Here is a 26,127-nt window from a genome sequence, read left to right as displayed (position 1 = left end):
CATTTCCAACAATACCCCATTTAAACTGGCTTGGACTTCTAAGTTGGGATATTTCAGGGTGTATTCGGTTAAGGCACCCATGTGGAAGCTATCCGCAATGGTGAGATAGCCGGTTTGGAACATCAGTGCTTCGGTCGGGATGTCTTCAACATCAAAGCGCGATAACAACGTTTCCATCGTCACCAACTGTGATAACTCTGGGGTAAAGGCTTGGCGTTGGCGCAGGATGTCAATTAAGAAAGTCGGTGTGCCGGTTTCAAACCAATAGGCGCGGAATTGACGTTTTTGAAACAACAACAGCACATCAAATGGGTTGTAAACCGATTCACCTAGCCAGTTATAACCGTTGTACCACTCACGAATCTGCTCTCGATCTAATCCAGCTAATTCTGGTGCAAAAACGGTGTCAATATCGTGGTCGGTGTAACCACAAATCGCTGAATACTCGGCATCAAGGGTGATGTCATTCAGGTTGTTCAGCCCAGAGAACAAACTCACTTTGCTGAATTTTGATACCCCAGTCAGAAACACGAACTTAATTACCGCATCCTGACCTTTTATCACTGAATATAAATTTCTCAGTTCATCACGCATCGCTTTGGCGAGTTCTGGATTGGTCAGATTATCGAGAATTGGTTTGTCGTATTCGTCCACCAATACGACAACCCGTTGCCCTGATTTTTGATATGCGTACTGAATCAAGTCAATGAAGCGATCAACAATCGAATTGGTACGATAGTTCAGTCCAAACCGTTCTGCCTCGGACTGTAAAATATGCTGAATTCGTTCTTGTAATGCTTTAGGCGAGTGCATGATACCTTCGGCAAAGCTGATGCGAATCACCGGATAGAACACCGACCAATCCCATTTATCGTGAATCCACAGTCCTTGAAATAATGCCTCATTCCCTGCCCACAGTTCAGCTAAGGTATCGAGGAACAAGCTTTTACCGAAACGACGTGGACGGGATAAAAAGTAATGGCTGCCCTGTGTCACCAGTTGGTAAGCCATCGGGGTTTTGTCGATATAGTAATGGTTGTCTTCGCGAATTTTGGCGAAGGTTTGGATGCCGATGGGTAGTTTTTTTCGCATGGTCATCGCTCCTCATTTTTCAGATAGTTGTTATTGCCTTATGATTAAGCCATATTTTTCACAGAGAACGCTCTCATGCTACTGACCACCGACGATTTGCTACATGATCTGGAACAATGGCAACACTATCACGGCCTGCGCCCCCTAGACGTTGCCTTTGCTCGTTTTCTTTACGACTGTTCTCCAAAAGAACATCCATTAGTGCTACTCGCTGCGGCCTTAACCAGCGCTAACTTGGGCAAAGGGCACCCCGCCTTACCGCTAGACCAATCTTTAAGTGAGGTTATCCATCTTCGAGTTGAAGAAGAGGAAGATATTGCTCAGCTACGGCAGCTCAAGGACTGGGTTGAACATATCAGTTTAAAAGCGTGGACGGATATCTTGCTGCAATCTCATAGTGTGAGCACCCAGCCTAATACAGTCGCCCCACTTTATTTCGATTCCCCTCGGCTTTATTTACGTCGTTATTATCGGTATGAATGTCAGGTTGCTAATGCTTTACAGCAGCGATTTAAAAACAAAATTGATATCTGTCTACCCGATATAACCATTCAACAAACATTGACAGCCTTATTCCCAACACCAGTAGGTAACACTTCCCCAGATTGGCAAAAAGTGGCTGCAGCTTTAGCTATCAAACAGCGTTTTGCTGTGATTTCAGGTGGGCCAGGTACGGGAAAAACCACTACAGTAGTAAAAATTTTAGCAGCATTGCAAATACTTCAATCTAAACAGCAACAAAAACCATTGGTGATTCGATTGGCTGCACCAACAGGTAAAGCGGCTGCACGATTAACAGAATCAATCGGTCAACAATTAAAATCACTATCAGAATCTTTATCTCCGTTATTTAAAACAGCAGAAGATAAAGAAAAAGTGATAGCAGCACTCCCAACTCAGGTGGCGACATTACATCGCTTACTTGGCGCGCGGCCAGAAAGTCGAAAGTTTAAGTATCACTCTGATATGCAATTACCACTGGATGTATTAGTGATTGATGAAGCGTCAATGATTGATTTAGAAATGATGGCTAAATTATTGGACGCTTTACCTCCAGATGCACGTTTAATTCTACTGGGCGATCACCAACAATTAGCTTCCGTAGAAGCAGGCACAGTGTTAGGGAGTCTATGTATGGACTACCCGTTAATGAAATTAAAACAGCAAAACGAGCCAACTTTGTTTGCTTCGTCGAATTTAGTCAATCATTTAACACAAATGACAGGCATTCAATTAACAACACTTGACGATTCCTCTCCAGCAGTCGCTGATCATATTGTGATGTTACGACATAGCCACCGTTTTAATGCCGAAGAGGGCATTGGTCAGTTAGCTAAGTTGCTGCAACAGTATCTCTATGCCGAACTTAAGCAACAGCATGAGTTATGGGAGGAGAAATTTGTTCCCTTCTTTAAGAAAAACGATACTGTTGCCACAATAACCATCCATGATTACAAAAATAAACAGTGGCTTGATTTATTAAACAGCTATAAGCCATACCTTGACTTGTTAAAAAATCAGAACTTATCCATTCAAAAAACAAAAATATCAAACACCCAAGACCAATGGGCAGAGAAAGTATTAGACACGTATAATGATTTTCAGATTTTAACAGCCATTCGGGAAGGGGCATGGGGTGTTGAAGGGGTCAATCAGGTTGTCGAAAACCATATTAAGCATGAACTCAACATTCTTTCAGATAGAAAAAGCTGGTATCACGGTCGGCCAGTGATGGTAACAAAAAACAATTATAATTTAGATCTGATGAATGGTGATATTGGTATCACGCTAAGATGGTCTGACCCAGAAAAAGAAGATGGTCAACCTGAACTGCGTGTTGCCTTTAAAGTAGCCAAGGGAGTGATTAAATGGGTGGTTCCATCTCGCTTAAACGATGTAGAAACTGTCTTCGCGATGACGGTTCATAAATCTCAAGGTTCAGAATTTACTCATACCGTATTAGTCATTCCCGATCAACACAGTGCAATTCTGACTTCAGAACTGATTTACACAGCCATTACACGTTCAAAAGAGAAATGCACTTTGGTTTTCCCCCCTAATGGAAAAGAGGTTTTGAAAAGAGCCATCGGAAAAAGGGTGCAACGAAGCAGTGGCTTAAGTGAAAAACTTGGATAGCAAAACAAAAAAGCCTCATCTGATTTCGATGAGGCTTTTTAACAAGTCAACATTAGAAATGGGTTTCTCGTTCAGGTGTAGCGGTAATGCGATGGATAGACAAGTCAGCCCCATTAAATTCTTCTTCCTCATCTAATCGAATGCCGATGGTTTTCTTTAACACTCCATACACCACATAGCCCCCGACAAAAGCAATCACCACGCCTAACCCAGTACCAATCAGTTGTGCCATCAAGCTGACATTCCCCAAACCGCCCAGAGCCTGTTGCCCAAAGATGCCAGCGGCAAGGCCACCCCATACGCCACAGATACCATGCAACGGCCACACACCTAAAACATCATCGATTTTCCAACGGTTTTGGGTCACGGTGAACATCCATACAAAAATCGCACCTGCCACCGATCCAACAACCAAAGCACCGATTGGGTGCATGATGTCAGAACCTGCGCAGACGGCAACCAAACCAGCCAGCGGGCCGTTATGGATAAACCCGGGGTCATTTTTCCCCATCACCATCGCCACCAAAGTGCCGCCCACCATTGCCATTAACGAATTCATCGCCACCAAACCGCTAATGCCCTCGATTTTTTGTGCACTCATCACATTAAAGCCAAACCAGCCAACAATTAAGATCCATGCGCCCAGTGCCAAAAATGGAATGGAAGAAGGCGGATGCGCTGCTACGTGGCCTTCACGCGAATAACGACCTTTACGGGCGCCTAAGTGTAGAACAGCAGCTAGACCAATCCATCCCCCCACCGCATGCACCACCACCGATCCGGCAAAATCATGGAAAGTGGCACCAAATTGCTGTTGCAACCAATCTTGCAAACCAAAATGACCATTCCAAGCAATGCCTTCAAAAAATGGATAGACCAAACCAACAAGAATACAGGTGGCTAATGTTTGCGGATGGAAACGTGCCCGTTCAGCAATACCGCCGGACACAATTGCTGGAATTGCCGCAGCAAAAGTCAATAAAAAGAAGAATTTAACCAAGTCATAACCGTGGTTGCTGGTCATCTCTTGTGCTGAAGCAAAGAAATTGACGCCATACGCAACGCTATAGCCGATGAAAAAGTAAGCCAAGGCCGACACAGCAAAGTCGGTCAGAATTTTAACCAAGGCATTCACTTGGTTTTTTCGGCGCACCGTTCCCAACTCTAAAAAAGCAAAACCAGCATGCATCGCCAAAATCATAATGGCGCCCAACAAGATAAAAAGCACATCTTGTGCACTATAACTGTGATCCATCTGCCTATCTCCAAGGATTGATTGCAAGTTGGACGCACCATAAGCAAGCCTAATGCCTATTTTTATAGGCATTTGTTTATGAAAGAGATTTTTCTTAAGATAAATTTAAGAAATCAAATCTGGTGCAGGAAAACCCACAACTCGAGCAACCTCGCTTATCGTTCAGCACAGAGAAGCAGCTTACTCTGCTCTTTTTTGGTGCTTAGAATAGATACAAGGAAAATGTCCCTCTGCTTGATAAAACAGAGGAAAAAACAGAGCGAAACGGTGTTATCGCCGTACCCAACGTACTAAATTGGCGGCAAGATGTCCGTGTTGTGAGAGCTGACGTTGCCAATCTCGGGCATGGCGTTGCCACTGGGGAAGATAATCGAGCCAGGTTTGCCATTGCATCGCCAACTGCCCAACCTCTGGTACAACATCCGCATTTAACCAATGCCAATTAGACCAACCCAGTTGTTGTAGGTCAGCAGGTAATGAGGCGCTGTAACCCTGCCAAAAAGCTTCTAATTTCTGCCAATGGGCGCCGTCCTCGGTGGGATAGATATGCCAGAAAAAAGGTTTGGCCGCCCACTGCGCTCGTACAAAAGAATCTTCGCCCCTGACAAAATTGATGTCACAGCTCCACAACAAACGATCAAAAAAAGCTTGGTTGCCAAATGCTAGGTTATGCAGCGTGAGCTTACCTCGTTGCAGACAAGCCCCCGCTGTAAAAGGATGTTCGTAGTAAGCCGCCACCATTCTCGCAGTGCGGTCGTTCGGTATTAACAAGCGTACTGGCTGTGGACTGTGTTCTAACACTTGTAACCAACTCACCAATGCTGGCGGTTCGTAGGTAAAAACAGAAATGGTGAGTTCATCCACCGCAGGAGCCGATAGGCCAAGTTGTTGCCAGAAATCAGCTTGTTGCAGTGCATCAGCTAAAAAATCATCGCGAGCCCGCAAGCTGGCATCACTGCCCAGAACACCACCGGTATTGCTAGAAAATCCGGGAAAGAAAAAGGTTTGTTGTAATGGCAAGCGCGGATGCTGCGATTGGCTCAGATGACAGCCTTCTACCCATGCCTCTGCGGAAAGATATTCTAGGTTAATCCACTGTGGCGGTGGTTGGCAGCGTGCCATCGCCTGTAAAAAGGCGTCAGACAGACCGCAGGCAAATGCCTCAATCACCACTTCACCCGGGGTAAGCGACTCTGGTTCTAAGACCCAGTGATAAATGGTGATGCCGTCCACCGTTTGTTTTGGTAGATGACTTTGCACACGGCATTCAATATGAGCAAAGCTCACCAAGTCATCTACCCACAGCCGAATCGGTAGGGCATAGTCTTGCGCCAGCTGTTGTGCTAAACGCCAACACACCCCAATGTCGCCATAATTATCTACGACACGACAAAAAATATCCCAATACCGATCCGGTGTTTGCATTTACACCACCAAATAAGAGGAATGGGTTAAGCCAGTTCGCAATGCTTCTAAGAAGTGACGGCGTTCATCACCGCTCAAGGTCGAGGCGGCCCACACCTTATCACGATAACGATTCATCAATTCATCGGGTTGCAGATGGACATAACGCAGCATGTCTTCGATCGTGTCGTGAACTTCCACGCCGCCAAAGCGCACCGCGCCCGAGGCATCGACATACACGTTGACGCTATCGGTATCGCCAAACAGATTGTGCATATCGCCCAAAATCTCTTGATAAGCGCCGACTAAAAAGACACCCAACAGATATTCTTCACCCACCGCCACATCATGCACAGGCATGGTCGATTCAATACTCTGTTGATCGACATACTGTGTTACACGGCCATCGGAATCGCAGGTTAGGTCTTGTAACACAGCACGGCGGGTGGGGGCTTCTTGTAAACGGTGAATAGGCGCAATAGGCAATAATTGATCGATGGCCCAAGTATCTGGCAGCGATTGGAACACGCTAAAGTTGCAGAAGTACTTATCTGCCAGTTTCTCGCCTAGTTCATCGAATACCGGTCGGTGTGAGCGTTGTAGGGTATTCAATGCCCCATAAATGCGGCGACATAAGGCAGCATAGCACTGTTCAGCCAGCGCTTTTTCACGCAACGACACAGCACCATCGACATACATTTCCGCCACCGTTGACACATACTGACCGGCACGGAAATAGGTTTCTGTGGCGGTTAAAATATCGGTGGAAGTGGCAAGTTCATATAACTTGACTACAGGTGTCGCCAGCTGTTCAAGCTCCTCGCTGCTCACCGATGGCACGCTATCGTTAGCACGCTCCACATCGGTGACATTGACCACCAATACGGCATGGTGGGCAGTTAACGCACGTCCAGATTCACTCATCACATGCGGACATGGAATCGCTTGCTCGGCGCAAAAGTCTTTCACCATGCTAATGATGGTTTCTGCATACTCACCGATGGAATAGTTGACGGAACTGTCATTGCGCGATTGTGTGCCATCATAATCCACACCTAAGCCACCGCCGACATCCAAATGATCGAGCGGTAACCCCAAGGCGGATAATTCGCCGTAGTAACGCAACGCTTCACGGAAACCACGCCGATAGTCGGCAATATTGGCAATTTGTGATCCCATGTGGAAATGGAGTAGGCGTACCGCTTGTTTCAGCCCTGCCGCAATAAAACGCTCACTGACCGCAATCAATTGCGCCGCCGATAAACCAAATTTTGCCTTATCGCCACCGGAATCAGCCCACCGACTGCTGGCCAGCGAAGATAACCGCACCCGCAACCCAACATTTGGCATCACCCCTAGGCGTTGGGCTTCTTCAATCACCAATTGCACTTCGGATTCTTTTTCAATCACGATAAACACGCGATGACCAAGCTTTTGTCCAATCAGAGCAAGATGAATAAATTCACGGTCCTTGTAGCCATTGCAGACAATGGTGGCGCCCTGTGGAGCCAATGCCAACACAGCCATCAACTCAGGCTTTGAACCAGCTTCGAGTCCAATCGGCAAACTACTGTCGGCAATAATCCCTTTGACCACTGCTTCTTGCTGGTTGACCTTAATCGGATAGAGTAGGGTATAGCCAGCTGGATAATCATATTCAGCTTGCGCTTGCGTAAATCCCTCGACGATACGGCGCGCACGTTGGGTCAAAATATCGGGGAAACGCACCAATAAGGGCAGTGATAAACCATTGTCACGCAGCGTATGTGTCAGCTGGTATAAATCGACCTCGGCGCCTTCACGACCATTCGGCCGCACAATGACATTCCCTTGTTCACCAACATCAAAAAAGTTGACGCCCCAGTGACGAATGCCATATACATTTCTACTGTCATTCACGGTCCATACCATAGTCGCAACACTGCCTTTCTTGTCTAAGGGAGGTCTCTCTGGGGTAGAAAAGAGAGACACATTCGAATGGAAATATCGCAAATGCCAACTGTGTGCGGGATGGCCGCAACAGTGGCGATTCAGCGACGCCATTGAAACACATATTGTATGCAAACAGCGATCAGCTGCTGGGTCATTTCTTATATTGATGCGACAGCAAGACAGCCTTAACAGCAACAACGCACCATTTTTGGGCAAAACAGCCCTACAAGATTAAAATAATGTTTCTTTTTGATGAAAATTCATCTAAAGCAGCCTTGTTTCGGCAATAATAGCGCCCGTCTTTGACTCCTTGTTTCCCTCTCATGTTCGAGCTTTTTCACGATCTGTCGCTCGGTGCCAGCGCCAGTCTGCTATTGGCGTTGTTTTTTGTTCTCGCCTATGAATTTATCAATGGTTTTCACGACACAGCGAATGCTGTTGCGACCGTGATCTACACCAAAGCCATGCCCGCTAATTTGGCGGTGGTGGCATCCGGTATTTTTAACTTTTTTGGGGTGATGCTCGGTGGATTGGGTGTTGCCTATGCCATCGTCCATTTATTACCCGTCGAGCTGATTCTTAATGTCGGCTCGGGTCATGGCCTCGTGATGGTCTTTGCCCTGTTGGCCTCGGCAATTTTATGGAACTTCGGCACGTGGTATGTTGGTTTGCCAGCTTCGAGTTCACATACTTTGATTGGTTCAATTCTCGGTGTGGGGATTGCCCATTCGCTGATGAACGGTATTCCACTGAATCAAGGGATTAACACCGGCAAAGCCATCGATATCATGCTGTCGCTGTTAATTTCGCCAACAGTTGGTTTCTTGGTTGCCGGCGGCATGTTATTGGTGTTACGCCGTTATGCCAGCAATACCCGCTTGCATTTCACCCCCGAAGAACGGAAAAACTTTGATGGCAAAAAACGCCCACCGTTCTGGACACGTTTTACCTTGATTGCCTCGGCTATGGGCGTAAGTTTTGCCCACGGTTCAAATGATGGTCAAAAGGGGATTGGGCTGTTAATGCTGGTGTTGATTGGTTTGGCACCCACACAATTTGTGCTTGATTTGACAAATACACCTTATCAAATTGAACGTACCCGCGCCGCAGCGGTACAAATGGGCGAGTTTTATCAGCGCCATGCCGCTTTGCTAAGTGAGCATGTCAAACCACCGCGCAAAGCCGGCATTGTGTTGCCCGAGGCGTTTGCTTGTGAAGCCGAAACCACGTTGCCTGCTATTGCCTTGTTGCAACAACGGTTAGATGGTTTGAAGGGCTATGCCGACTTAAATGTTGATGATCGCCGTCAAGTCCGCCGTTTGATTCTGTGCTTGGACAATACCGCGAAAAAAGTAGCAGCATTGCCCGGTTTACCTTCCACCGATAAAGCTGACTTAAACAAGCTGCGTAAAGATTTGGTGGTTCCTACGGAATATGCACCACAATGGGCGATTGTCTTGATTGCCTTGGCTCTGGGTTTAGGTACGATGGTGGGCTGGAAGCGGATTGTGTTAACCGTGGGTGAAAAAATCGGCAAAACCGGTATGACTTATGCCCAAGGTGCATCAGCACAAATCACCGCTTCGTTGGCGATTGGGATTGCCAGTTTCACCGGTATGCCGGTCTCTACCACGCATGTGTTATCTTCTGCTGTCGCAGGGACAATGGTAGCAAACCGCAGTGGCTTACAAGGCAGCACAGTCCGCAGTATTTTACTGGCATGGGTCTTCACTCTCCCAGCAACTATTTTGCTCTCTGGTGGCTTATTCTGGTTAGCAACCAAATTTATTTAAGCTCACATCCCGTCGGCTAAACCGCAAAAGCAACGCCGAGTCCGCTTTGCGAGGAGTGATATCAATGACTACAATACTGTCGTTGATATCACTCAAAAGGTGTCGCTATGGCAACCTTGACGATTCGGAATATGGACGACTCCATCAAGCAATCGCTGCGTATCCGCGCTGCACAGCATGGGGTGTCGATGGAAGAAGAAGCTCGCCGCATTCTGCGTGAAGCTTTGGTGCGGGTATCCCAACCACAACCCTTAGGACAACGACTAAAACAGCGTTTTGCGGAAGTGGCTGAGGCAGATTTTGAGCTTCCCTCGCGCCAGCTACCACGCACCCCACCGGATTGGGGTTAACGCGCTGTGAAATTGCTCGATACCAATGTGTTGTCCGAATTCATGCGTCCACAACCTTCTGAAGCAGTGACAACATGGCTGGATCGCCTCCCTGCTGAACAAGTATGGGTCTGTGCCATTAGCCGCGCTGAAATTGCACTCGGTTTGGCATTGATGCCAGCGGGGAAACGTCAATCGGCCTTGACACAAGCAGCGCAAGCAATGTTCGAAGAGGACTTCGGCGAACGCTGCCTGCCATTCGATGAGTATGCAGCACTCCATTACGCAACGATTGTCGCCCAACGGACGCGCATGGGGCGCCCCATTAGCACCGAAGATGCCCAAATTGCTGCCATTGCACTCACGCACAATCTGATTTTAGCAACACGTAATGTGTCTGACTTTGAGGGGATCGATGGCTTGCAAATCATCAACCCATGGTTGGTGCACGCTTGAACATTCTCTCCGCCAGCTAGCGGAGGCTAGGGCACCGCTTAATATAGATGAATATTTGTCCTCAGCCTGTTTTAATATTGCAAACTATTAAACAAAAACAGAAGGGAGCTTCTTATGCAACAACGCTATCTTTGCGGCCTTGTCGCGGCAGCGATGTTAGCTGTGAGTGGCTGTAGCACCGTCGATCCTAACACGGGTCGTAGTCAAACTTCCGTGGCACGCAGTGCCGGTCTTGGTGCACTGATTGGTGGTGCAGCAGGGGCGATTGTTGGCGGACGAGAAGGCGCGTTAATTGGTGCGGCCATTGGTGGCGGAGCCGGTGCGCTGATTGGTTATGAACAACGTCAACGTGAACTCGAAGACGCATTAACCACCGCTGAATCAATCCGCCGTGATACAGGGATTGCCCCCCAAGTACGTACCCGTCCTTATACCGCCCCCGCCAATAGCGAAAAACCACGCAACAGCCAATCGCGCCAGCTTGATGATTTCACCGTCAAAACACGCTATGACAGTACAGTTACCGGTGGACGTTTACATCCCAAAGCCGCCACAGCCTATCAGCGAATGAACGATTTGGCGCGGCGCAATGGTGGCCGGATGATTGTCCAAGTGCCCAATGGGACGCCAAGCAGCGTGATTCGTGATATTCAACAACAAGCCCCGAATGCACGCATTGTGCAAAGTGGCAGTGGTTTGTTTGTAGCGCGGATTGAACCTAGCTCACAGGCAGCCTAAATCGATGCGAACTGTTTTTATTGCAGCACTTGTCTTTGCGTTGCTGGGTATCAGTTTCGCTGGCTTTACTTGGTTAACACAAAGCCAAGCACCGATTGAGCCACGGCCTAATATCGTACGCCCAAATCAAACGGAAACCCTGCAACCAGGGCTAAACCCTAATGGGCCAGCAGAAACCGTCGCCGCGCCAACACATACCCCAACGGCCATCCCCAGCTTACCGCCAGCAACACCCGTAGCCACCGACCCCACACCGTCGGTACAGGTGGAGGCCGAAGTTAAAATGAACATACCGTTAGACGTGGCATCCACACCAGCGGCACCGGCGGTGAATACCATACCGGCGGCAGAGCCAGTGCAGGATGCAGCAGAAGAAGGGTGGGATAAAGTCCATGCACAGCTTGACCGTTTAGAAGCTAAAGGACGTTAATCAGCACAGCGCGTGGGGATGCGCTAAAATCCGCTTTGTGTTCAACCGGCTGCCTATGCAGCCGGTTTTCTGTTTTGGCTTTTGATTACCTATGGATTTCAACGCGTTATGAATACTTCTTTTTCCGCGCCTAAAGTGGGCATGGTTTCCCTTGGCTGTCCCAAAGCCAGTGTCGATGCTGAACAAATTTTGACCCGCCTCCGTGCCGAGGGTTACGAGATTGCCCAAGATTATGCAGGGGCGGATTTAGTGGTGGTCAATACCTGTGGTTTTATTGATGATGCGGTTGCAGAATCATTAGATGCCATTGGTGAAGCGTTAAATGAAAATGGCAAAGTGATCGTAACTGGCTGTCTTGGGGCCCGCGAAGAAGGGGCGATGGTGCGTAATGTTCATCCTTCGGTGCTGGCAGTCACCGGCCCACACGCGGCAGCCGAAGTGTTGGAGCACGTCCACCATCATTTGCCCAAACCCCACGATCCGTTTGTGGATCTGGTACCCGGCACAGGTGTCCGGTTAACCCCAAAACACTATGCCTATTTAAAAATTTCCGAGGGCTGTAACCACCGTTGTTCTTTCTGCATTATTCCCTCGATGCGTGGCGACTTAGTCAGCCGTCCAGTGCATGAAGTATTGCAAGAAGCAGAAAACTTGGTGAAAGGTGGGGTGAAAGAATTGCTCGTGGTATCACAAGACACATCAGCTTATGGCGTGGATTTGAAATACCGCAGCGGTTTTTGGCAAGGTCGGCCAGTTAAAACCCGCCTGAAAGAATTGGCCAGTGAGATGGGTTCATTAGGCGCGTGGGTACGGTTGCACTATGTCTATCCTTATCCGAGTGTCGATGAGGTGATTCCTTTGATGGCCGAGGGTTTGGTGGTGCCGTATTTGGATATCCCATTCCAACATGCTTCACAAAAAGTCTTAAAAGCCATGAAACGCCCAGCCAATAGCGAAAATGTACTGGAGCGCATTCGCACATGGCGCAGCATCTGTCCTGATATCACCTTACGCTCTACCTTTATTGTCGGTTTCCCTGGCGAAACCGAAGCCGATTTCCAACAGTTATTAGAGTTTTTGGAAGAAGCACAGCTAGACCGTGTCGGCTGTTTCACCTATTCGAATGTCGATGGCGCGACAGCAAAAGACTTGCCAGACCACATTCCTGAAGCCTTAAAAGAAGAACGCAAAGCGCGGTTTATGGAGGTGCAAGAACGCATCAGCGCGGCCAAGTTGCAACAAAAAATTGGCCGTACCATGACGGTGTTGGTTGATGAAGTCGATGAGGAAGAAGACGGTTTATGCTGTCGTTCGATGGCCGATGCGCCCGAGATTGATGGGGCGGTGTTTATCGACGGTGTGGCAGGGGCAAAAGCGGGAGATTTCTTAACCGTGAAAATTGTCGATGCCGATGAACATGATCTGTGGGGCGAGCGCGTCTAACTGATCAAAATAAGGCGGGGGCGCCTGTGGCACCCGCCTTGTTTAAGCCATACCGACTTTCAATTCATCAAACCAATTGATAAAACGCATCACATCGGCACCGCGATAAATCGCCCCGTGCTGTGGGCATAACTGCTCAATGGTCAGTTTACTGACCCGTTCGCACCAATCACGTTTTGCCTGATTCGATCCCATCCAACGGACATGGAAACCCTTGGCATAGGCAATATGGCGGTCGAAATCTTTCACATACAGCGCGTTATCATCTTCTGGCAATAAAGCGGCACCCACATCACCGCTAAATAGAATTTTGGCCGTTGGGTCATACAGATGAAAATTGCCGGAGGAATGCAAATAGTGCGCACTTACCGCTTGCAATTGCGCCACCCCGACATGCAGCTCTTTTCCTTCATCCGGCATGCCAATCAGGGTTTGTTTATCACCGCCAAAATGGGGAATAAAAGTCTCCCATAAACGACTGATATGGCAACGAATATTAGGGTTAAACGCAATCCACAGCGCCAGCGAAGAAATCACATCGGGGTCTTGGTGGGAAGCGAAAATTTGCCGGACTTGTGTTGGATCGACCACTTCGGCCAAGGCACTGAACACCGCCGGAAAAATTTCCATCCCCCCCGGATCAGTCAACAGCGCGTCATGTCCTGATTGCACCAGATATTCATTGGTATCAATCAAGAAACTGGGCCGCATTGGATCGCGGGCAATGGCATACCAACGATGATGGCCTTCCTCAAAAATAGCCGTCGCTTTCTTCACGCTCTACCCTTTCAGCGCCTGTTTAAGTTGTTCTAAATTAGGCAAAATTTGTTCGACATAGTTGGAAAATTGATTAGACGCATCCGCTAACGCCGCGCCAAGGGGGCCGGCGTGGGCGGCTTCAATTTTTGCGGTGCGCGCAATGACCGTCCCAAATAAACAGGCTTGATAGGCATCATCGACCCATGTTTGCATCGCGCTATGAATCTGTCCCATTTGTCGTTGTAATTGCTGATGCTGGGTTTGCAACTGGCCTTGTGCATTTTGCAGCCGGTCGTGTGCGGTGTGTTGCCCTGCACGGGTCAATAGATTTAACTGGCGCAATAATTTCAGCTCATAGCTGGCCAAAGAGACTAGCTTGGTACTGTTCTCGCCTAACCCTTCCATTTGTGTTCGCAATAGCTGGCTAAAGTCGCGCAGCTCTGTCGAAATCACCACAAAACCACGCGCTTGTTCACCAAAGCGTTTTGCCAACAAAGTGGCATTCAAGGCTAACAGTTTGATTTGAAATGCGCGAAATGCCACTTCTTTAATGCCTTCTCGCAGCATAATAAATCGCTGTAATTCATGGCTTTGCACAGAAGACATCGCTGACACATGGCACCCCATCGTTAATTGACTTCAGACCGCTACATTGGCTGTGGCAGCACAAACCGGAATACTGCAAAAAGCAACCACTAAAACATCTACAGCTAGCAAAAAAGCAAAATGTATCGGTATCACCCGCAATTATACGGATCATAACCTAATTCTATTGAGTGTTCGATACCTCCGCCATCCTCGCCAGCCTTCTTAATGACACTCAGCGGCCAATAGGCTTTGTAATTGCTGTAACAGCATGGGGAAAGGATCGCCGGCGACACAATCTAATGTGGTCAAATTCGGCATACTGCGTAGCCAAGTCAGCTGTCGTTTTGCCAGTTGTCGGGTTGCGGCAATGCCTTTTTCCACCATTTCCTCGCGTGAGCATTCACCATCGAGGTATTGCCATGCTTGGCGATAACCAACACAGCGCATGGACGGCAAATCGGGATGTAAGGTTGGATAGTTTTTACGCAATGTCGCCACTTCTTCTAACAGCCCTTGGGTCAACATCTGTTCAAAACGCAAGCCAATCCGCTGGTGTAAAAGGTGGCGATCTGAAGGAACTAAGGCAAAAAAATGTTTGGGGTCTGCCAAAGGTGCCGCACTCCGCGCCGCCAGTTGGGCCGACATCGGCTGACCTGTTAATAGGCAAATTTCTAAAGCACGTTGAATACGTTGGCTATCAGTAGGTTTTAACCGCGCAGCCGTCGTTGGGTCGAGTACGGCTAAACGTGCGTGCATAGCAGGCCATCCTTCGCTGGCCGCCTGTTGCTCTAAGGTTTGCCGTAGTACGGGATCTGCCGGTGGTAGGTCGGATAAACCTTCGCACAGGGCTTTGACGTAAAGCATGGTGCCACCGACTAGCAAGGGTAATTTGCCGCGCTGTTGGATATCGTGAATCAAGCGCATGGCATCGTGATGAAAGGCAGCGGCGGAGTAGGTTTCTAGTGGTGAAATGACATCAATCAGATGGTGGGGAACAGCGGCTTGTTCGGCTGGCGATGGTTTTGCTGTGCCAATGTCCATGTCACGATAGACCAAGGCAGAATCAATGCTGATGATTTCGAGAGGAAAGAATTCGGCAAGACGCAAGGCAAGCTGGGTTTTGCCAGAGGCCGTCGGGCCGATTAAGAACACTGGCGGGAAAATGCTGGAGGTCATGAACAGAAAAGTGGGAGGTAAACGAATAACTTATTATCGCGTGTCTTCCGGCGATGGCACAGTGATAGTTTGTGCTGTTGTGGCGCACACCTACCGATGCGGACATCACTGCTGTTGCAGCGGCTATGTATCTATAGTATAGATTGTGTGTTGTTAACATCTTTCCCATCCTAAAGAACATAAGTGTCATTATGTTACATTGACATAATTTTTGTTGAAACAATCAAAATAATACGTTACTTATCACTATTCTTTTCGTTAGAAATTAAGGAGAAACATTAAATGCGTCTTAAAGGAAAAATTGCCCTTATTACTGGCGCTGCACGTGGAATCGGTGAAGCCATCGCTAGAGCTTTTGCAGCTGAAGGCGCATTTGTATATGTCACAGACATTGATCAAGATAAAGGGCACGCCGTTGCTTTATCTCTTGGTGATTCAGCCTCTTTCATGTTACTTGATGTTCGCAGTGAAATAGCATGGCATGAAACAATCCAATACATAATTAAAACCAACAGCAGACTTGATATTCTAGTCAACAATGCTGGTATTACAGGTTTTGAAGGAGCACATATCTCTCATGACCCAGAAAACGTCTCTCTTGAAGCTTGGCGTTCAGTGCATGAAACAAACCTTGATGGTGTATTTCTTGGTTGTAAATACGCTATCCGAGCAATGCGTGGCTCTAATACCGGTTCAATCATTAATATATCCTCTCGCTCAGGTATCGTGGGTATTCCAGCTGCAGCCGCTTACGCATCAAGCAAAGCAGCTGTTCGCAATCACACCAAAAGTGTTGCACTGTACTGCGCTCAGCAAGGCATGAAAGTACGTTGCAACTCCATTCATCCGGCTGCAATACTTACCCCCATGTGGGAACCAATGCTTGGTAATGGGCCGGATAGAGAGTCAAATATGGCAATGTTTGTACAGGATACACCTCTGAGACGATTTGGAATGCCCGAAGAAGTGGCGTCAGTAGCAGTCATGCTCGCCAGCGATGAATCCAGTTACATTACTGGATCGGAAATTAATATTGATGGAGGTATTCTTGCAGGATCCACAGGCGTACCTTCACAGTAGACTCGTAAATTGGGTTAATCTCATCAACCCAACACAACCACTTTCTAACCATACATCATGAAAAGAAAAGTTAGTTGTAAACAAATAACTTATTAACCGTGTCTTCAAGCGATGGCACAGGTATAGTTTGCCCTGTTGTTTCCTGTTCCCGTGAGAACCGCCCATGAAAATCGCACAAAACGTCTCAGAATTGATCGGCAACACCCCACTGGTTCGGCTCAACCGCCTAACCGACGGCGCACAAGCCACCGTGTTAGCCAAACTAGAGTTCTTTAACCCCGCCCACAGCGTCAAAGACCGCCTCGCCTTAGCCATGCTCGATGCCGCCGAAGCCGCTGGCAAAATTGGGCCAGAAACGGTGATCGTAGAACCCACCTCCGGCAATACCGGAATTGGCCTCGCGATGGTCTGCGCGGCACGCGGCTATCGTTTAATCATCGTCATGCCCGAAACCATGAGCCGTGAACGCCGTATGCTATTGCGTGCCTATGGCGCAGAGCTGGTTTTAAGTCCGGGCGCGGAAGGGATGAGCGGTGCCATTGCGAAAGCCAATGAATTGGCTGCCAGCAACCCCAACTACTTTATCCCGCAACAATTTGAAAACCCAGCCAACCCCGAAATCCACCGCAACACCACGGCAGAAGAAATCTGGCGTGATACCGATGGCAACATCGATATTTTCGTTTCTGGCGTCGGTACCGGCGGCACCATCACCGGCGTGGGTGAAGTCTTAAAAGCCCGCAAACCCGAAGTCAAAGTCGTTGCAGTTGAGCCCGATGCCAGTCCGGTGTTATCTGGTGGGCCAAAAGGGCCGCATCCTATTCAAGGAATTGGCGCCGGATTTGTGCCAGCAATTTTGAATACGGCAATTTACGATGAAGTATTCCGTGTCAAAAATGAAGATGCTTTCCGCACCGCGCGCGAAATGGCGGCAAAAGAAGGTTTGCTGGTGGGAATTTCCTCAGGGGCAGCAACATACGCCGCGCTTGAATTAGCCAAACGCCCTGAAAACGCAGGCAAAACCATTGTGGTGATTATCCCCTCATTCGGTGAACGCTATCTGTCCACTCCCCTGTTCGAAGACCTCGCTTAATCGCAACCCTTCGCCAACACAGCCACCGTGGCGTACCATGGTGGCTGATTCATTTGGTAGGGTTCCCACCCATGATTGTTTTACCCCGTTATCACTGGCTACGTTTATTATTTGTATGGCACGGTTCGGTTTTGCCTCGTGTCATGTCTCGTTTATGGTTGGTGTTTGGCTTATCTGTTGTCGCCGGTCTGATTCACCATTGGTGGATTAGCCACCACGCACAATCAACACTCAATATCTCTATCTTTACCCTACTGGGTGTCTCGCTCGCGATTTTCCTAGGCTTTCGTAATTCAGCCAGTTACGACCGCTTTTGGGAGGCGCGTAAATTGTGGGGACGTTTGTATATCGTGTCTCGTTCTCTCACTGGCAAAGTCTCAGCCGCATTAGGTAAGACAGATGACGCCATTCAATTTTTAGAAACGATGTGCGCGCTCAACTATGTTTTAAAAGGACAGCTGCGTAATGATGATGTCAGTCAACACCTCTTACGGTTGTTGAACGATGAACAGCGGGCAGAACTTGAAACCAGCCGCCACCGTATGGCGCGCTTGTTGTTATGGTTACACCAAAGCAATCAACAATGGCTGCAACAACAACGCATCAGCGATACACAGTGGCTAGCGATCAATCAGAATTTAGACGAGCTCTCAGAAGCCATTGGCGGCTGTGAACGCATCTCGACAACGCCAATTCCATTTACGTATCGGGTGTTGTTGAATCGAACAGTGACCATTTACTGTTTGTTATTGCCGTTGGCATTAGTGAACAGTATCGGTTGGCTAACACCTTTTATCGCGGTGTTTGTTGCTTACACCTATCTCGCATTGGATTGTCTGGGAGATGAATTAGAAGAACCTTTTGGTAAAGAAGGCAATGATTTACCGCTGTCGGTGCTGTGCTACAACATTGAAGCCAATGTGCGGGACATGCTGCAACAACCCATCACCATCTCCCCTCCACCCAAACAAGGGATTTACCAATTTTAGTCTAATACCCGTAGACACCTCGATAGGGCATGATAGATCTTAACGAGGGGGAAGAAATGAATTCAAAACCTAGTCAATATGATGCAAGCTTCAAGCTAGAAGTGGCGAGGATGGTGGTTGACCAAGGCCTGAGCGTGATGGAAGTGGTGGAGTCGATGAGGGTGGGGCAAACCGCAGTCCGTCGGTGGGTGGAGCAATATCGTGCAGAGCTCAATGGTGAGCCAGGGATTGGCAAACCCTTGACGGCGGAACAGCAACGAATCCGCCAACTGGAAACCGAAAACCGTCAACTGAAATCTGACCTCCTCCCCGCTCTCTCGCTTTCGCTCGCCAGTCTTGAGACTGGGAAGGACGGGGATGCCTACCACGTTTGGGTTTAGACTTCAAACCCAAGTCGCTTCGGTGGATTCCTGCTGCTGGCGGTTCTTTGCTGACATATGACCGCAACTGGGACAGGTTCGGCTGGTGTTGTGTGGCGGTACAGCGATGAGATAGCCACCGTTCCACGCTAAATGGCGAGGTTTTACGGCGCGTGGGATAAAAAAATACCCCCCGCCGAGGCGGGGGGTATACATGTAGAAAATATTGAACTTAGTCGCGGCTCATACCAGTGAACGCCATCAACAGCTGCAACAGGCTAGTGAACAGGTTGTAAACCGCAACAAACAAGGTCAGGGTAGCAGATACATAGTTTGTTTCACCGCCATGAACGATTTCGGACACTTGGAACAGAATTAGCATCGAGCTAAACAACACAAACGCTGCGCACAAAGTCAGGTGCAGCGCAGGAATTTGTAAGAACAAATTCGCTACCACCGCCACCATCAACACAACAGCGCCGATGCTTAAGAAATTGCCCAAAAAGTTCAGCTGTTTTTTCACGGTAGTCGCAATCGCAGCCATCGCAAAGAACACTGCTGCGGTACCGCCTGCAGCCACTGCGATCAGCTGACCCCCGTTAGCCATTCCCAAAGCAAGTTGTAGGATTGGGCCAAGCAACACACCCATGACAAAGGTAAAGGCCAACAGTAAACCTACGCCTAAGCTGCTGTTACGATTGCGCTCAACAGCAAACATCAGGCCATAAATCACCGCCAACATGGCAATGGTCGACACAATCGGGCTGGATTTCATAAAGCTGAAGTTCAGGTTCACCCCGAACATCGCGCCTACCATCGTCGGAATCAGTGAGATGGCAAGCAGTAGATAGGTATTCCGCAGCACTCGGTTTTGGCTGGCAGAAAGGGGATAAGATGTAGATGATGTCGGGTACATGGTAAGCCTCCTTAGGAATGGCAAAATCGTCTTCCGGCACAGCTAATTTTTATCAAACCTGCCAAATTTCAAGACGTGCTTGTGACTTTTTAACTGAGTTTCCTTGTTTTTAGCTTAAATCTACGTTATTATTCGCCTCCCTCAAGTGCGAGGATGGCGGAATTGGTAGACGCACTGGATTTAGGTTCCAGCGCCTTTGGCGTGAGAGTTCGAGTCTCTTTCCTCGCACCAGTATGACTTTTGACATGCCTCACATCGTAAGTTCCCAGCTTTTCAGTTTTACTCATCACATCACACAATTTCACCGCTGGCTCATCCAAATCAGGCTGTTTTTACTCGCCAAAGTTTAGGTCGGCGTTCACTAAGTGGTGATTTTGCTGGGCGGAACGATGAAAAGCACTGTTAATGGTCATGGCAATATCCCAACCAATCTGACCACCCACACCCAATCCAATCACTAGCAAGACAGCTAGCCAGTATTTTGCTTTCCCTTTCATATTACTTTATCCCTTTCTGTCATCGGCAGAATGCTATGGACAGGCAAGCCTGTGACCGTCCAGCCTTCGAAATGCAAACAAAACCCACAGCGTTTCAGTGCTTCGGCAAAGGTCTGCTGAATTCTCCCGATTATTTTTTGTGTCATCGTCATCATTCCCACACTAAATACGTCTGATGCCTGAAAACGCATAATACAAAAGCATTGTATATGGTTTCAAACCCATTATTGCATTATTTTTCCTAGCATTTTCGGCTGTATGTTGGGAAAACTTGAGAAATTTTTACGCAAGACAAGTTTTTACGGACGTAAAGTAAATTGATGACATGAATTTAGCAAATAGTGTTTTTTTGACTTTATTTAGGCAAAAAATAGCAGAAAAACCAAAAAATAAGTCAAAGGCGCAACGAGGTTTACAAATGAAAGGGAAAAGATTGTTTCAAGATTAAAATGGCATCGCAATTTGGCAAATTGCCAACAATTGTGCACGCATCTCGGCTAAGGACTGACTCAGATCGACTGTCTTAAATCTGAGACAGTGACCGTGTAACACCAACCATTCATCCACAGTTTCAGCCACCACAGGATGTAATAACACCCCTGTTGCCGTGTCTGCTAATGGGTCGCCACGCCCTTCTTGGGTTCTTAGATAGGCATAAAGCTGATAAAGATAGGGACTGTGTAACGTGCGTTCACGGTACCAACCCGATCTTAACAAAGCGGTTAATTTGGTATCGATGACAATACGATGAGCTGGGGCAGTGCGCTCTAAGACAATGTCGGTTTTCATACGCGGCAAGATGGTGGTGATGCCACTGCTTTGCGCCTCAACAGGCCAATGCCAATGTTGGCCGGTTTTGACCTTCCATTGTTGAGGGTCTAGCACAGCACGATAGAAACCGGCTACCGCCTTTTCAAATAAACGGCGGAGACTTGTCGGATCTTGGATAGGCGAGGGAAGTTGAGCGGAATTGAGGGCCGGATGAGGCAAGCCCAAACGCAATAATAATTTGGCAATCAGCATTAACCGACGATCAGTCGCCTCGCGTAATTTACCTAAGCGGGAGACCGTTGCTAGAGCCTGCGAAGGGGATAATGCCGTGACACCAAAACCGCGTAATTGCTGTGCCAACCGCCGGCATTGCTGTTGCTGACTGGGATAGCTTGCCCAAGCCCCAGCCTGTTGCACTGCGGCCAGTAGCACACGATGGAAAGCAGTGTCGTAATCTAAAGCAGAAAACTGACAAACCACTTGACCACGCAATAAGCGTTGTTGCACCAAGGTCGGCAAAACTTGGATACGCCCACGCACCTGAGCCGAAGCAACCTGCCGTGGCAAATGCTCAACCGCCAAGGGGCGGCGTAATTTGCGCGCCAGCTCAGGTAAAAAAAGTTCAATCAGAATATGTGGCAGACGATCAATCGCGTTTTCAATATCGTGTGGGGCATAGTCAGGTTCGATTGCCAATTCTGAGGCATACCACAACAACCACCATACATTCCGAATCGGAATCGCTTGTTCGTTCAACACCATTTAGACCGGAGCAAGTAACTGCTGGCAAAGTGTTGTCACTTCATCGGGGGCATCAAACCAATACTCTTGCAATAAAGGCTGAATTTCAGTGGTCACTGATTGACACCACCAGTCCCATGCAGTGGTGGTGGATAATGCAGTATTAGGCGTGGCATAGCTATGACCCAAGCAGAATGCTGGCCCGAGGCGAGGATCTGCCGCGATGTGTTGATTTAGCTGCAACATGCGTTGTTGTATTGCTTCTGCCAATGTGATCGGGACAGCACAGTGTTGTTCCATCCATTGCAACCACAAGGCATTGAACACTGGGGACAGGGTGAAAAACGCAAAGCGGCGCCGCAAGGCAAAATCGACCACGGCTAAGCTGCGATCGGCGGTATTCATGGTGCCAATCACATATAAATTGTCTGGCAAGTAAAAGGGGCGCAACTGACCGTCGGCATCTGGATAATTCAACAATAACGCCTCACTTGGCGTACGTTTACTGGCCTCGAGTAAAGTTAAACATTCACCAAAAATCTGTGCAGGTTGACCACGGTTAATTTCCTCAATCAACAAAACAAAAGGTAAATCGGGATAACGCAGTGCGTGTTGTGCCAATTGCAACAACACACCATCACGAATCAATAATTTACCTTCGGCTGTTGGTCGCCAACCGCGTACAAAATCTTCGTAGCAAACATTGGCATGAAATTGCACTGCGCGCAGTTGTTGTTGTCGCTGATACCCCATTAAGGCAAATGCTAGCCGTTTTGCTAACCACGTTTTGCCAGTGCCGGGGGGGCCTTGCAGAATCAAGTTTTTCTTGTGACGCCACACCGAGAGGAAACGAGCCAAGGTCTCTTGAGGTAAAAAACAGCCCTCGCTGACGATATCCTCAATGCTATAGCGATCTAGTTCACTTTCGGAGAGAGGTTCTTCCGGCTCGGACAGAACATCAACCGGAGGGAGCGTGGTCACAGCCGGCAGAAAATCGGCAATCTGTTGTGGTTGCTGATCGAAGGCAAAAGCAATCAGCGCATCCCCTCGTGGATCGTGACCATAGGTCACCGCTTGAATGGTGTTGCGAAAAGTGTAGCGGTACCATTCATTGACTGTGGGAAATTGATATAGCCAATTCACCGCAACTGATTTGCCATTGAGCGGATTCGCAGTGATCACACCAATGGCTTTGATATTCATCACCGACACCACCTTACCACGCTGCTGCAACAGCGGTGGCAGACCATGTTTGCGGGTATAGGCAGCCTTCACCGCAATATATTCTCCAACCTGCATCTGACACACTAATGCTTGATAGCGGTCGTTATAACCATTTTCCCAAATGCCGTCTGCTAAAAAGCGCAGCAGTTGGTCATCTTGATGGCCATATAAAGCACCAACAAACCAATGACGTGGTGGACGCTGGGAAAGTGCAGGGAGAGAAGGGGGTTGACTCATGATAACGGCAGATAAGATCCAACGATGGCCCAGCATGATACGCCAACCACCGGCGGCGAAAAGCGTCGTCTAACGATTTAAGCAGCGAGGGCGAGCGCAGATTGTCGGCACCGCAATGCAAATTGCTCTAATAATGCTAAACCTTCGGCCCATTCAGTATGGCCTGACGCAACATTGATATGCCCAGCGTGAGGTAACCACGTTAATGTCGCCCCCCATTGTTGAGCGATAACCTGTGCACGCTGAGGCACACAAAACGGGTCGTTATCACTGGCAATAACCGCCACAGGACAGGGAAAATGAAGCGTGGGGACAGGCGCAAAACGGGCCAAGCACTCAGGTGCATGTTGACGCTCCACATCCGCCGGCGCCACCAAAAACACCCCTGCAAGCTTTTCAGATGGATGATGTTTCAAATAGTGTGCAACGGTAACACACCCTAAACTGTGGGCAATGATAATCACCGGTTTGTGTGCTTGGCGAAGGGTTTGGTCAAGCTGATGCAGCCACGCCGCTGGCGTCGGATCGACCCAATCGTGGTTTTCCACTCGATAAGCCTTCAACTGCTGCGCCCAATGACTTTGCCAATGTTCCGGTTCCGAACCTTTCCAACCTGGTTGAATCACATAGTCAAAGGCTTCTAACACTGCAGATTCCCACACCATCGCCAAGTCCTCTTTGCTCTCGCTGAATAAGTACCAGCATAGCCTGAAATCATTACAACCTAAACGAATAAAAAACGATTTATTTATTCTTTTTAGTGGTTTGCAAACACTTTCGCAGAGCGTGGATTTTCGATTAGCAGCGTTTGATAGCGTTGGTTTGGCACACCGGGGGTTTCCATTCCGGGCGAACCTGTCACCATCCCAGGCACAGCCAACCCAATGGCTTTCGGCTTTTGCAACAACAGCTGTTTAATATCCTGCGCGGGGACATGACCCTCGATCAAATAACTACCCACTTTTGCCGTATGGCAGGAACCATATTGGCTTGGCATGCCTAATTGTTGTCGCGTTTGGTTAATGTTGGCCACCTGATGAATTTTGACTGCAAAGCCAGCTTGTTCAAGATGTGCCGCCCATTTCTTACAACATGGACAGCTGGGGTCCATATACATCTCTGCCTGCAGCGGTGTTTGGGCAACAGCCGACAGGCTCAACAACGCATAACACCCCGCCAATAACCACGGTTTCCATTGATTTACCATCGTAATTCCTCTCTACCATTACATATTAAACAATCCCTTTTGACAGTCGGCTAAGATATCACGTTCCCGTTGATAGACTTGTGTTTGCACAGAGATCAAACCAAGCAGCGTAGAAAAAACATCATCATGGCTATAAGGCTGTGTTGACTTTTTGCGCATACACGCCAAAGAAACGCCATTTTTTTGTTGCCAGTCGCGAGAAAACCACATCACCATTGGAATATGTTTTTGTGCATCGGGGGCGAAAAGATAAGGTGTTGCATGTAAATACAGATTATTTTCCCCTAATGATTCACCATGATCAGAGAGATACCACATTGCGGTGCTGATCCCTTGTTGCTGCTTTAATAAAGCAACCACCTGATCTAACACATAATCGGTATATAAGATGGTATTATCAAAGGAATTAATAATTTCTGGTTGAGTACATTTTTGCAATTCCGCTGTTTGACATTCTGGCTGAAAAACTGCAAATTTTTTCGGATAACGCTTGTAGTAAGCTGGGCCATGACTGCCTTTTTGATGTAAGACAATCACCGTATCACGACTGATTTTTTTCAGTTGTTGTTGTAAGCTTTCTACCAATACCTCATCAAAACATTCTTGCCCCTCACAGTGATTTTTTGATGGCCGTTTTTCAAACAGATTCTCCGAATCAACACGTTCACAAACCCCTTTACAACCCGAATTATTATCTAACCATAACACATCCATTTGCTGAGTATGTCGCAGTACATCAAGTACATTTTCTTGACCCGCTGCCACATCGAGTTCAAATTTTTCTCGTGGAATACCAGAAAACATACAAGGAATGGAAACAGCGGTTTCTGTGCCGCACGACCACATATTCGAAAAATTAATGATGTCTTCAATTTGGCTTAATTTGGGATTGGTTTGGCGTGAATAACCATTCATCGAGAAATGATCAGCACGTGCAGTCTCACCGACAACCAACACCAACACCTGCGGTTGATGTGAGCTAACCGAGTGTTTAGCGTCTTGTCCCAGCAACACCAGTTCTTTTGGCGTTGCAAAATGCTCTTTCAAATAAGAAGAAGTGGCTTGCAGGTAGTTAAACGGAGTAACAATAAAACGAATTTCACGATGATTACGAAAAAGCGAAGCAAAATCTTGATAATAAGAAAAACCAACAATAGCAATTGTACAACATGCAGCCAAGATAAAAGCACTTCGAACGAATAGCTCACGATAAAAACGGCGATATTGAATTTTAGTTTTGACTATAAAAACAGTGGGCAACAAAGCCGTTAATAAAAGCCAAACCACCATGCCCCAAGAAACTAAGTCAAGCGATTCTAAAAAATCAGTCTGTGCAGCATTTCTCACCATGTTTTTATCAATCATCACACCATACTGCATCATAAAATAACTAATGGCAGATGTTGCAATCAACAGAGAAAGCACAATTGGTTTAAACAAAAACGGAATAAGCAACAAACAAAAAACCAAATATAAAACAGC

General features: G+C 47.8%; 25 protein-coding genes, 1 tRNA gene and 1 pseudogene. 12 read left to right on the top strand and 15 right to left on the bottom strand.

Going from position 1 to position 26,127, the window contains the following annotated elements; all coding sequences use genetic code 11:
- The coding region (locus ACTBZS_RS07725; protein ID WP_463043759.1) for an ATP-binding protein at positions 1-1,092 on the bottom strand (1,092 nt) is incomplete at its 3' end.
- Between the two features lie 75 nt (positions 1,093-1,167).
- Between ACTBZS_RS07725 and recD the strand changes: the two genes are divergently transcribed.
- Positions 1,168-3,228: an exodeoxyribonuclease V subunit alpha gene (gene recD / locus ACTBZS_RS07720; RefSeq protein WP_463043758.1), complete on the top strand. Its 2,061-nt coding sequence runs from the start codon at positions 1,168-1,170 to the stop codon at positions 3,226-3,228.
- 52 nt (positions 3,229-3,280) lie between these two features.
- On the opposite strand, the gene ACTBZS_RS07715 is transcribed toward recD, so the two are convergent.
- The 3 genes from ACTBZS_RS07715 to speA all read right to left on the bottom strand — a co-directional run bounded on the left by ACTBZS_RS07715 (position 3,281) and on the right by speA (position 7,798).
- A complete protein-coding gene (locus tag ACTBZS_RS07715) occupies positions 3,281-4,483 on the bottom strand; it encodes an ammonium transporter (RefSeq protein WP_460429589.1) in 1,203 nt (400 codons plus the stop codon).
- 270 nt (positions 4,484-4,753) lie between these two features.
- A complete protein-coding gene (gene earP / locus ACTBZS_RS07710; RefSeq protein WP_463043757.1) occupies positions 4,754-5,908 on the bottom strand; it encodes an elongation factor P maturation arginine rhamnosyltransferase EarP in 1,155 nt (384 codons plus the stop codon).
- Complete coding sequence (gene speA, locus ACTBZS_RS07705; protein ID WP_460429587.1) at positions 5,909-7,798, bottom strand: arginine decarboxylase; 1,890 nt, start codon at positions 7,796-7,798, stop codon at positions 5,909-5,911. It lies immediately after the preceding gene.
- 344 nt (positions 7,799-8,142) lie between these two features.
- Between speA and ACTBZS_RS07700 the strand changes: the two genes are divergently transcribed.
- The 6 genes from ACTBZS_RS07700 to rimO all read left to right on the top strand — a co-directional run bounded on the left by ACTBZS_RS07700 (position 8,143) and on the right by rimO (position 13,008).
- Positions 8,143-9,612, top strand: coding sequence for an inorganic phosphate transporter (locus ACTBZS_RS07700; RefSeq protein ID WP_460429586.1), 1,470 nt, complete (start codon positions 8,143-8,145; stop codon positions 9,610-9,612).
- A 107-nt stretch (positions 9,613-9,719) separates the two neighbouring features.
- Entirely contained in the window at positions 9,720-9,962 is a 243-nt protein-coding gene (locus ACTBZS_RS07695) for a FitA-like ribbon-helix-helix domain-containing protein (protein ID WP_460429585.1), read from the top strand.
- A gap of 6 nt (positions 9,963-9,968) precedes the next feature.
- Entirely contained in the window at positions 9,969-10,397 is a 429-nt protein-coding gene (locus ACTBZS_RS07690) for a PIN domain-containing protein (protein ID WP_460429584.1), read from the top strand.
- Between the two features lie 114 nt (positions 10,398-10,511).
- On the top strand, positions 10,512-11,135 hold the full coding sequence (locus tag ACTBZS_RS07685; RefSeq protein WP_463043756.1) for a glycine zipper domain-containing protein: 624 nt from the start codon (positions 10,512-10,514) through the stop codon (positions 11,133-11,135).
- 4 nt (positions 11,136-11,139) lie between these two features.
- Positions 11,140-11,565 carry a hypothetical protein gene (locus ACTBZS_RS07680; RefSeq protein ID WP_463043755.1) on the top strand — a complete coding sequence of 142 codons (426 nt, stop codon included), beginning with the start codon at positions 11,140-11,142 and terminating at the stop codon, positions 11,563-11,565.
- A gap of 108 nt (positions 11,566-11,673) precedes the next feature.
- Positions 11,674-13,008: a 30S ribosomal protein S12 methylthiotransferase RimO gene (gene rimO, locus ACTBZS_RS07675; RefSeq protein ID WP_463043754.1), complete on the top strand. Its 1,335-nt coding sequence runs from the start codon at positions 11,674-11,676 to the stop codon at positions 13,006-13,008.
- A 42-nt stretch (positions 13,009-13,050) separates the two neighbouring features.
- On the opposite strand, the gene ACTBZS_RS07670 is transcribed toward rimO, so the two are convergent.
- From ACTBZS_RS07670 to miaA, 3 genes are all read right to left on the bottom strand, one after another.
- Complete coding sequence (locus ACTBZS_RS07670) at positions 13,051-13,785, bottom strand: oxygen-binding di-iron domain-containing protein (RefSeq protein WP_460429580.1); 735 nt, start codon at positions 13,783-13,785, stop codon at positions 13,051-13,053.
- A 3-nt stretch (positions 13,786-13,788) separates the two neighbouring features.
- On the bottom strand, positions 13,789-14,373 hold the full coding sequence (locus ACTBZS_RS07665; protein WP_460429579.1) for a hypothetical protein: 585 nt from the start codon (positions 14,371-14,373) through the stop codon (positions 13,789-13,791).
- A 204-nt stretch (positions 14,374-14,577) separates the two neighbouring features.
- Positions 14,578-15,531: a tRNA (adenosine(37)-N6)-dimethylallyltransferase MiaA gene (miaA, locus tag ACTBZS_RS07660; RefSeq protein WP_463043753.1), complete on the bottom strand. Its 954-nt coding sequence runs from the start codon at positions 15,529-15,531 to the stop codon at positions 14,578-14,580.
- A gap of 282 nt (positions 15,532-15,813) precedes the next feature.
- On the opposite strand from miaA, the gene ACTBZS_RS07655 reads away from it, so the two are divergent.
- From ACTBZS_RS07655 to ACTBZS_RS07640, 4 genes and pseudogenes are all read left to right on the top strand, one after another.
- Complete coding sequence (locus tag ACTBZS_RS07655; protein ID WP_463043752.1) at positions 15,814-16,611, top strand: glucose 1-dehydrogenase; 798 nt, start codon at positions 15,814-15,816, stop codon at positions 16,609-16,611.
- Between the two features lie 163 nt (positions 16,612-16,774).
- A complete protein-coding gene (cysK, locus tag ACTBZS_RS07650; RefSeq protein WP_463043751.1) occupies positions 16,775-17,704 on the top strand; it encodes a cysteine synthase A in 930 nt (309 codons plus the stop codon).
- 71 nt (positions 17,705-17,775) lie between these two features.
- Entirely contained in the window at positions 17,776-18,693 is a 918-nt protein-coding gene (locus tag ACTBZS_RS07645; RefSeq protein WP_463043750.1) for a bestrophin family protein, read from the top strand.
- Positions 18,694-18,749: 56 nt separating this feature from the next.
- Positions 18,750-18,995 (top strand): annotated as a pseudogene (locus ACTBZS_RS07640) (transposase); the annotation flags it as partial.
- Between the two features lie 81 nt (positions 18,996-19,076).
- On the opposite strand, the gene ACTBZS_RS07635 reads toward ACTBZS_RS07640, so the two are convergent.
- Positions 19,077-19,268, bottom strand: a complete 192-nt coding sequence (locus ACTBZS_RS07635; RefSeq protein WP_463043749.1) for a zinc ribbon domain-containing protein — start codon at positions 19,266-19,268, stop codon at positions 19,077-19,079.
- Between the two features lie 16 nt (positions 19,269-19,284).
- A complete protein-coding gene (locus ACTBZS_RS07630) occupies positions 19,285-19,968 on the bottom strand; it encodes a Bax inhibitor-1 family protein (protein ID WP_463043748.1) in 684 nt (227 codons plus the stop codon).
- Between the two features lie 147 nt (positions 19,969-20,115).
- Here ACTBZS_RS07630 and ACTBZS_RS07625 point away from each other — a divergent pair.
- A tRNA-Leu gene (locus tag ACTBZS_RS07625) sits at positions 20,116-20,199 on the top strand.
- 101 nt (positions 20,200-20,300) lie between these two features.
- Here the strand turns inward: ACTBZS_RS07625 and ACTBZS_RS07620 are convergent.
- From ACTBZS_RS07620 to ACTBZS_RS07595, 6 genes are all read right to left on the bottom strand, one after another.
- A complete protein-coding gene (locus ACTBZS_RS07620; protein WP_460430101.1) occupies positions 20,301-20,465 on the bottom strand; it encodes a hypothetical protein in 165 nt (54 codons plus the stop codon).
- A gap of 444 nt (positions 20,466-20,909) precedes the next feature.
- On the bottom strand, positions 20,910-21,998 hold the full coding sequence (locus tag ACTBZS_RS07615) for a 5-methylcytosine restriction system specificity protein McrC (protein ID WP_463043747.1): 1,089 nt from the start codon (positions 21,996-21,998) through the stop codon (positions 20,910-20,912).
- The gene (locus tag ACTBZS_RS07610) at positions 21,999-23,438 is read right to left on the bottom strand and encodes an McrB family protein (RefSeq protein WP_463043746.1); all 1,440 of its coding nucleotides are present in this window, start codon (positions 23,436-23,438) and stop codon (positions 21,999-22,001) included.
- A gap of 77 nt (positions 23,439-23,515) precedes the next feature.
- Complete coding sequence (locus tag ACTBZS_RS07605) at positions 23,516-24,103, bottom strand: RBBP9/YdeN family alpha/beta hydrolase (protein ID WP_460430098.1); 588 nt, start codon at positions 24,101-24,103, stop codon at positions 23,516-23,518.
- Between the two features lie 92 nt (positions 24,104-24,195).
- The gene (locus ACTBZS_RS07600) at positions 24,196-24,645 is read right to left on the bottom strand and encodes a DUF411 domain-containing protein (RefSeq protein WP_463043745.1); all 450 of its coding nucleotides are present in this window, start codon (positions 24,643-24,645) and stop codon (positions 24,196-24,198) included.
- Positions 24,646-24,663: 18 nt separating this feature from the next.
- On the bottom strand, positions 24,664-26,127 hold a 1,464-nt coding region (locus ACTBZS_RS07595; protein WP_463043744.1), incomplete at its 5' end, for a phosphoethanolamine transferase.

Source organism: Aquaspirillum sp., from assembly GCF_055136605.1.
The sequence above is the reverse complement of the archived record's forward strand: the minus strand, read 5'-3'. Positions and strand labels throughout refer to the sequence as shown.

Coding starts and splice junctions, on each gene's coding strand:
- ACTBZS_RS07695 (WP_460429585.1), top strand. CDS start 9,720: ATGGCAACCTTGACGATTCGGAATATGGACGACTCCATCAAGCAATCG.
- ACTBZS_RS07715 (WP_460429589.1), bottom strand. CDS start 4,483: ATGGATCACAGTTATAGTGCACAAGATGTGCTTTTTATCTTGTTGGGC.
- rimO (WP_463043754.1), top strand. CDS start 11,674: ATGAATACTTCTTTTTCCGCGCCTAAAGTGGGCATGGTTTCCCTTGGC.
- ACTBZS_RS07680 (WP_463043755.1), top strand. CDS start 11,140: ATGCGAACTGTTTTTATTGCAGCACTTGTCTTTGCGTTGCTGGGTATC.
- ACTBZS_RS07615 (WP_463043747.1), bottom strand. CDS start 21,998: ATGGTGTTGAACGAACAAGCGATTCCGATTCGGAATGTATGGTGGTTG.
- ACTBZS_RS07620 (WP_460430101.1), bottom strand. CDS start 20,465: ATGAAAGGGAAAGCAAAATACTGGCTAGCTGTCTTGCTAGTGATTGGA.
- ACTBZS_RS07655 (WP_463043752.1), top strand. CDS start 15,814: ATGCGTCTTAAAGGAAAAATTGCCCTTATTACTGGCGCTGCACGTGGA.
- cysK (WP_463043751.1), top strand. CDS start 16,775: ATGAAAATCGCACAAAACGTCTCAGAATTGATCGGCAACACCCCACTG.
- earP (WP_463043757.1), bottom strand. CDS start 5,908: ATGCAAACACCGGATCGGTATTGGGATATTTTTTGTCGTGTCGTAGAT.
- ACTBZS_RS07605 (WP_460430098.1), bottom strand. CDS start 24,103: ATGGTGTGGGAATCTGCAGTGTTAGAAGCCTTTGACTATGTGATTCAA.
- ACTBZS_RS07600 (WP_463043745.1), bottom strand. CDS start 24,645: ATGGTAAATCAATGGAAACCGTGGTTATTGGCGGGGTGTTATGCGTTG.
- speA (WP_460429587.1), bottom strand. CDS start 7,798: ATGGTATGGACCGTGAATGACAGTAGAAATGTATATGGCATTCGTCAC.
- ACTBZS_RS07685 (WP_463043756.1), top strand. CDS start 10,512: ATGCAACAACGCTATCTTTGCGGCCTTGTCGCGGCAGCGATGTTAGCT.
- recD (WP_463043758.1), top strand. CDS start 1,168: ATGCTACTGACCACCGACGATTTGCTACATGATCTGGAACAATGGCAA.
- ACTBZS_RS07630 (WP_463043748.1), bottom strand. CDS start 19,968: ATGTACCCGACATCATCTACATCTTATCCCCTTTCTGCCAGCCAAAAC.
- ACTBZS_RS07665 (WP_460429579.1), bottom strand. CDS start 14,373: ATGTCTTCTGTGCAAAGCCATGAATTACAGCGATTTATTATGCTGCGA.
- ACTBZS_RS07635 (WP_463043749.1), bottom strand. CDS start 19,268: ATGTATACCCCCCGCCTCGGCGGGGGGTATTTTTTTATCCCACGCGCC.
- miaA (WP_463043753.1), bottom strand. CDS start 15,531: ATGACCTCCAGCATTTTCCCGCCAGTGTTCTTAATCGGCCCGACGGCC.
- ACTBZS_RS07645 (WP_463043750.1), top strand. CDS start 17,776: ATGATTGTTTTACCCCGTTATCACTGGCTACGTTTATTATTTGTATGG.
- ACTBZS_RS07610 (WP_463043746.1), bottom strand. CDS start 23,438: ATGAGTCAACCCCCTTCTCTCCCTGCACTTTCCCAGCGTCCACCACGT.
- ACTBZS_RS07700 (WP_460429586.1), top strand. CDS start 8,143: ATGTTCGAGCTTTTTCACGATCTGTCGCTCGGTGCCAGCGCCAGTCTG.